Genomic DNA, 6,840 nt, shown 5'->3' with positions numbered 1-6,840 from the left:
GTCGAGGCCCGGTCACCCGGAGCTGGCGGACATATCGTTCACCGCCAACTGCGGACGGCGTCACCACGCGCGCCGCGTGTCCCTGCTCGGCGCGAGCAAGGAGCAGGTGCTCAATCAGGACCTGCCGATGCTCAATGCACACAGCGGCCTCGATTTCGAGTACGCGCTGGCCAAGGGTCGCGGCCGCGACCTCTGCGTGGCCAAGCTGGATCAGGCGCTGGAAGGCGCCGAGCCCAACCCGACGCTGTCGCTGTTCGAGCAGACCATCGCCACCGATGCGGGCGGCGACTTTCCGCAGTTGATCCAGGAGATGGCCGATACCTACGCTTCCGGCAACTGGGAAGGGGATCGGGACAGCTGGCCGGTCGCCATCGACGACCGGGACTGGCGGCGGCTGACCGTGGACCACCGCCAGTGCACCAACCGCCGCTGCGGCCATTTCGGCGCCTGCGCCTATTTTCGTTCGCGCCGGCATCTCGAGCAGGCCGACATCATCGTCGCCAACCATGACCTGGTGCTGGCGGATCTGGCGCTGGGCGGGGGAATGGTGTTGCCGTCGCCCAAGGACTGCATCTATGTCTTCGATGAAGGGCACCATCTGCCGGACAAGGCGCTGGATCACTTCTATCACCGCTTCGGTATCAATAGCACCTTGCGCTGGCTGCGCACGCTGAAGAAGTCGCTGACCGAATTGAATACCGCGTTGGGCGCTCAGCCCACGCTGGCGCGACTGTTGGCGGCGTTCCCCGAGCGGATCGCGGCGCTGGAGCCTCGGCTGGGTGACGCTTATGCCATGGGGCACCAGATCGCCGGGCTGAGCGCGGGTGCCGGCGACGAAACCCAGCATTTTCGCTTTCCCAACGGTCGCGCGCCCGAACCACTGGTCGAGCTCGCCCAGCAACTGGTTATTCCGTTCGCCGAGCTGTCGCGGGATCTCGAGACCATGAGCGATATTCTGCGCGAAAGCCTGGACCCGGATAAATCGACCGGGCTGCCCAAGGAGCAGGCCGAGCCCTGGCTGCCGCTGACGGCGCTGCTCCACGGTCGGGCGCTCGAGGCGCATGCGCTGTGGTCCGCCATGGCCAAGCCGGATCCGGCAGGGCAGGCCCCCCAGGCGCGCTGGCTGACGTTCCAGAGTTTCGGCGGGGAGCCGGAGCTGACCTTCTCGGCCAGCCCGGTATCGGCGGCGGAGACGTTGGCGCGCCATCTGTGGGGGAGCTGCTATGGGGCGGTGGTGACGTCGGCGACGCTGACGGCGCTCAACCGCTTCGAGCGACTTCAGGAGCGGGCGGGGCTGGCCAACCGCTACCGCTACCAGCGCCTGCCGAGCCCGTTCGACTACTCCCGCGCCATTCTCAGCGTGCCGCGGGAGGCGGTCGAGCCGGGGGACGCCATGGCCCACGATCGCTCGATCGTCCAGTTCATCGAAGGCCTGGGTGACGATGAAGCGGTGCTGGTGCTGTTCTCGTCACGCAAGCAGCTGCGCAGCGTGGCGGATGCGCTGGAGGAGCCGTGGGCCTCGCGGCTGCTCTCCCAGGACCGGCTGCCGAAAAGGGAGCTGCTGGAGCGTCATCGCCTCGCCGTCGACGCTGACAAGGGGAGCCTGATCTTCGGTCTGGCGAGCTTCGCCGAGGGAATCGACCTGCCGGGTCGTTACCTGACCCACGTGGTGATCACCCGGCTGCCATTCTCGGTGCCGGACGATCCGGTCGGCGCCACGCTGGCCGAATGGATCGAAAGCCAGGGTGGCAACCCGTTCATGCGGATTTCGGTGCCGGATGCGTCGATCAAGCTGGTACAGGCGTGCGGGCGGCTGATCCGCAAGGAGAACGACAGCGGCCGTATCTCGCTGCTGGACCGGCGCGTGCTGACACGTCGCTACGGCAAGGCGTTGCTGGATGCGCTGCCACCGTTTCGACGCCAGATCGACGGGGTGGAAGCGGGCGAGCCGGTCCGGAACTGATCGCTGAGCGAGGCCTCTGTCGTTGTTAATTCGCCGTTGTGAAAACGCCCGGTGCTGGTTCCAGCACCGGGCGTTTTCCCTTGTCGACCTTGGGAGTCGATCCGTTACCGATAACGGATCAGTCGTCGGCCTGCAGGCGGTCGCGCAGCGGCGTCTCGAGCTGCTCCGCCATCTGCGTCAGCGTGCGCTCGGTGGTCGGCCAGTCGATGCAGGCGTCGGTGATCGAAACGCCATACTGGAGCTGACTGCGATCCTCCGGCACCTTCTGGCTGCCCCAGCCGATGTTCGACTCGATCATCAGCCCGATGATCGAGCGGTTGCCGTCGAGAATCTGGTGGGTCACGTTCTCCATCACCAGCGGCTGCAGCGCCGGATCCTTGTTGGAGTTGGCGTGGGAGCAGTCGACCATCCGGTTGGCCATCAGGCCCGCCTTGTGCAGTTCCTTCTCGGCGAGGGTGACGCTGACGCTGTCGTAGTTGGGCTTGCCGTTGCCGCCCCGCAGCACGACGTGGCCGTAGGCGTTGCCACGGGTGCGGATGACCGCGACCTGGCCGGCCTGGTCGATACCCAGGAAATTGTGCGGGCTGGCCACCGACTGAAGCGCGTTGACGGCAACGTCGAGGCTGCCGTCGGTGCCGTTCTTGAATCCGACGGGGCCGGAGAGGCCGGAGGCCATCTCGCGATGCGTCTGGGATTCGGTGGTGCGGGCGCCCACCGCGGACCAGCTGATGCAGTCCTGCAGATATTGCGGCGAGATGGGATCCAGCGCCTCGGTGGCCAGCGGCAGTCCGATCTCGGCCAAATCCACCAGCAGCCGGCGGGCAATATGCAGGCCTTCCTCGATCTCGAACGAGTCGTTGAGGTGCGGGTCGTTGATCAGGCCTTTCCAGCCCACCGTGGTACGGGGTTTCTCGAAATACACGCGCATCACGATGTAGAGGCTGTCGCTGACCGCATCGGCCAGCTTGCGTAGGCGCCTGGCGTAGTCGCGGGCCGCATCCGGGTCGTGGATCGAGCAGGGGCCGATGACGACGAGCAGGCGGGGGTCTTCGCGATCGAGAATCCGCTGGATGGTCTGGCGGCCTTCGATGACGGTGCGTTCGGCGGATTCCGAAAGTGGAATGTTCTGCTTCAACGCCTCCGGGGTAATCAGGAGATCCTGGGAAAGAACGTTGAGATTGTTGACCTGCTGTTCCGACATGCTGGGTCCCGTTGGCTCTGGTAGTGGCTGCGCGTGAAGCGCGTACTATGGAGGTTTCGGGGTACAAAAATCAACTTCGCGAGCCCGGCTGGCGCCGTCTCCCGGGAAGCGGTCGGAAAACTGGCGGCGTGATGGGAGAGGCCAAAACGGCAACACTGGGCCGGCTTCGCGTGCTAATCCTTCGTTTCTGTTATAAGTTGCACGCCTGTCACTGAATCGCGAGCCCCAAGGGCTCCAGGTTGGATCATGAGCGTATTGTCTCCCAGTCACCATAGTTGTCACCGCTGTTTTGCTCTGCCGCATCCTGCCCCCAGTCGTTCGGGGAGGCGTTGAATGGGTGTTCGAGAGACCGATCAACAACTCGTCGCGCCCGCGCAGAAGGGAGATACTCGGGCCTTCGATCTCCTGGTCAAAAAATACCAGCACAAGATTCTCGGGCTGATAAGCCGTTACGTTCAGGACCACTCCGAGGTGCAGGACGTAGCCCAGGAAGCGTTCATCAAGGCGTATCGCGCCTTGGGAAGCTTTCGTGCCGAGAGCGCCTTCTATACCTGGATGTATCGCATCGCCATCAACACGGCGAAGAACTACCTAGTCTCCCGGGGGCGACGGCCGCCCGGCAGCGATCTGGACATCAGCGCCGCCGAGATCGTCGATCAGAGCGGGCGACTGTCGGATATCGAGTCACCGGAAGCTGCCATCGCCCGCGACCAGCTCGAGTCGGCCGTGTTCGCGGCGATCGAGCAGTTACCCGACGATCTGCGCACTGCGATCACCTTGCGTGAGTTCGACGGCCTCTCCTATGAAGATATCGCCACGATCATGGAGTGCCCGGTGGGTACGGTCCGTTCGCGGATCTTCCGGGCGCGCGAGGCCGTCGACAGGCATATCGAGCCATTGCTGGAACATGGCGCCCAGAATGCTGTCAATGGCTCCTGAGTCCCGCTGGCACCGCCGCCTGGATCGGCCCGTTCGATCCGCGTCGGCGATGGGGTCACGAAAGATGAATCGAAAATGAACTGTTACCGGTTTCCGTCGTCATAGTGGTGCAGGCGAGAGTCAAGGCGTCGTCGACTGGTGACACGACAGGCGATCAGGGCCGGTGAAGAGCAGGCTGGCGCGGTCTTGCGACTGCAATGATGCGCCTTCAGGTGTTCCCTGGGTGTCGCTGTCATTCAACACGTGGCAAGCCGCAAGGCGAGTGTGAGGGTGTGACTATGAAGCAGGTACACGAATCGTTTTCCGCATTGATGGACAACGAAGCCGATGAATTCGACCTGAGACGGGTACTCAAGCGATTGGATACCGCGTCGCAGGAATCCGACACCTGGCGTCGATACCATCTGGCGCGCAGCATGATGCGACGCGAGCGCGACGCGATCGTCGACATCGATATTTCCGGTGACGTGATGGCGGCGCTGGCGGACGAGCCGGTGCCGGTTCGGGAGCCTGCCGGCCAGCCTGGCAAACGCCACTCCTTCTCCATGATGGGTGGCGCCGCCGTCGCTGCCGCCGTGTCGTTGATGGTGATCACGGGGGTGCAGGTGTACAACGGTCGGTTCGGCGGTGACACCACCACGGCTTCCGATGTCGCGACGAGCAGCGGGAGTGCCGCTCAGGGTGGAGGCGTGCAGGCTTCGCTGGCCGTCGACGCCGGGTCCGGGGGCCAGAGCGGTGCGATGCAGGCTTCCATGCAGGCGCCGATATCGAACGGATTGCCCTACTCGCTGGGTGGCAACGGCCTGGGCAGCGGGAACGGCCTGATGACCGTCGACGAGCAGGTCATGCGGCCGATGTTCCTGTCACCGAATGCCCGCCAGTCGCCCAACGTCGATCTCGAGCAGGCGCAGACGCTGCAATCCTACCTCGAACGCCACTCGGTCGGCGCCGCCTACAGCACGGGTGACAACTGGATGCCGCTACTCCGCACGCCAGGTTCACTGTCCGCGCAGGCGGAGGGTGCCGGAACTGGAGCCATGGACGCGCGTTGATGTTTCGGTGTTACCTCGGGGCTGTGGCTATCAGCCTGCTAGCGCTACCGGGCGCCGCGCTGGCGCAGTCCTCCGGCGGGGCCCGGGCGGCCATGGAGAGCTTCGACTGTCGCGAGCTGGCCAAGGCGGATGATGACGTCTCTCCCAGGGCGCTGTTCCTGCGAAGCCTCTGGGCCAGCCACTGCTACAACTTCCAGGCCCGCGCCGTACGCATCAGCTACGATGGCGTCAGGACGCTGGCGCTGACCCATCGGGTGGAGAAAGGTGTCGAGACCGAAGTCGCCCGGTTTCTCGACGGCCCGCCCGTCGCGGTCAAGAAGCGGGGCAGCGTGAGCCAGGATTCCAGCCAGGCCGCGCTCGATTTCACGGCTGGGGTCGCACCGGGCGCTCTGACCGCTCAAATCGTCGAACATTACGAACTCCAGCCGATGGAGCTGGAGCGGGTCGCGGGGCGTTCGGCGTGGCGTCTCGATATCGAACCACAGGACGGACTCCGCTACGGTTATCGTCTGTGGCTGGACAGCGAGACATCGCTGCCGTTGAAGCGCGAGATGATCGGTGTCGATGGCCAGATTCTCGAAACCTTCCAGATAACCGATCTGCAGTCGCCTTCGCTGTATCCCGAAACGCTTCGCCTGGGTCCCGGTCATCCTCCCGCCGACTCGCCTTGGCAGGCTCGATGGTTGCCGGATGGCTTCACGCCACAGCCGATCCCCCCCGATAGTCCAAAACAGAGTGAACGCGCCGAGCACCGGATGTACAGCGACGGCTTGACCAGTATCAGTCTGTTCGTCGAACCCCTGGCGGGTGACCAGCACCCGCTGTTGGCCGGGATTCATCGTCTGGGTATCTCCCACGCCGCGGTTCGCCATGTGATTCACCAGGGCAGGCCGATGCAGATACTGGCGCTGGGCGAAGCCCCTGCGGAAGTGCTTGCACGTATCGCCTCGGGAGTGACCTGGGACGAGGGGAGCGGCGGCGTCGATCGGGCCGTCGGCGACGCGCAGGGAGAGCAGGAAGACGTTACCGCCGAGACCTCCACTCCCGGTTCCTGAGCGGTCGTCCGGCGCCACCAGTTTCCAGCCCCGGGTGCTTGTCGCCGCAAAGAAACTTTACATCCCGTTGAACTCTTGCCGTCTTTTCTTATCAATGAGAATGTCGCCGTGTCCTGCCTCCAGGTGCGGCGGGGTTCGATGCGCAAGGTTCTTTCGTGACGTTTACCCCTTGGGCATCGATCGGTTCAACGTGTGGCTCTCCAGAGTCTTTATCCAGTGTTTAGGAGTGTTTAATGGAACGCATGACAAGATGGTTCGCTCCGTGGCTGCTGATGGTCGTCACTCTGCTCGCTGTCCAGACCGCTCAGGCGCGCGAGTTGCCGGATTTCACCGAATTGGTCAAGCAGGCTGCTCCCGGCGTGGTGAATATCTCCACGACCAGCAGTGTCAGCGCACCCGCCGGACCCTATGGCCAGCAGGATGTTCCCGAGATTTTCCGCCGCTTCTTCGGTGACCAGATGCCGCCGATGCCCGGGATGCCGCAGGGCGAGGAGGAGCGCAAGTCGCTGGGGTCGGGGTTCGTCATTCGCAAGGATGGCTACATTCTGACCAACGCCCACGTGGTCAAGGATGCCGACGAGATCATGGTCCGGCTCAATGACCGGCGTGAGCTACCCGCCACGCTGGGGG

6 protein-coding genes are annotated in these 6,840 nt (G+C 64.3%); 5 read left to right on the top strand and 1 reads right to left on the bottom strand.

What is annotated here, in order from left to right; translation table 11 throughout:
• Window positions 1–1,963 (top strand): ATP-dependent DNA helicase DinG (gene dinG, locus AC3AYF_RS16335; RefSeq protein ID WP_487780015.1); only part of this gene is annotated, 1,963 nt, incomplete at its 5' end.
• Between the two features lie 118 nt (window positions 1,964–2,081).
• Here the strand turns inward: dinG and AC3AYF_RS16330 are convergent.
• A complete protein-coding gene (locus AC3AYF_RS16330) occupies window positions 2,082–3,164 on the bottom strand; it encodes a 3-deoxy-7-phosphoheptulonate synthase (RefSeq protein WP_487780014.1) in 1,083 nt (360 codons plus the stop codon).
• Between the two features lie 333 nt (window positions 3,165–3,497).
• Between AC3AYF_RS16330 and rpoE the strand changes: the two genes are divergently transcribed.
• From rpoE to AC3AYF_RS16310, 4 genes are all read left to right on the top strand, one after another.
• Window positions 3,498–4,103: an RNA polymerase sigma factor RpoE gene (gene rpoE / locus AC3AYF_RS16325; protein WP_487780013.1), complete on the top strand. Its 606-nt coding sequence runs from the start codon at window positions 3,498–3,500 to the stop codon at window positions 4,101–4,103.
• A gap of 278 nt (window positions 4,104–4,381) precedes the next feature.
• Window positions 4,382–5,155 carry a sigma-E factor negative regulatory protein gene (locus AC3AYF_RS16320; RefSeq protein ID WP_295040750.1) on the top strand — a complete coding sequence of 258 codons (774 nt, stop codon included), beginning with the start codon at window positions 4,382–4,384 and terminating at the stop codon, window positions 5,153–5,155.
• Between the two features lie 23 nt (window positions 5,156–5,178).
• Window positions 5,179–6,210: a MucB/RseB C-terminal domain-containing protein gene (locus AC3AYF_RS16315; RefSeq protein ID WP_295040748.1), complete on the top strand. Its 1,032-nt coding sequence runs from the start codon at window positions 5,179–5,181 to the stop codon at window positions 6,208–6,210.
• 233 nt (window positions 6,211–6,443) lie between these two features.
• Window positions 6,444–6,840, top strand: a 397-nt coding sequence (locus tag AC3AYF_RS16310) for a trypsin-like peptidase domain-containing protein (RefSeq protein WP_487780012.1), incomplete at its 3' end; no start/stop codon positions are given.

The sequence above is a fragment of the Salinicola sp. genome, assembly GCF_982684285.1.
The sequence above is the reverse complement of the archived record's forward strand: the minus strand, read 5'-3'. Positions and strand labels throughout refer to the sequence as shown.

Excerpts from the sequence above, each read along its gene's own strand:
- AC3AYF_RS16330 (WP_487780014.1), bottom strand. The coding sequence starts at position 3,164 with ATGTCGGAACAGCAGGTCAACAATCTCAACGTTCTTTCCCAGGATCTC.
- rpoE (WP_487780013.1), top strand. The coding sequence starts at position 3,498 with ATGGGTGTTCGAGAGACCGATCAACAACTCGTCGCGCCCGCGCAGAAG.
- AC3AYF_RS16320 (WP_295040750.1), top strand. The coding sequence starts at position 4,382 with ATGAAGCAGGTACACGAATCGTTTTCCGCATTGATGGACAACGAAGCC.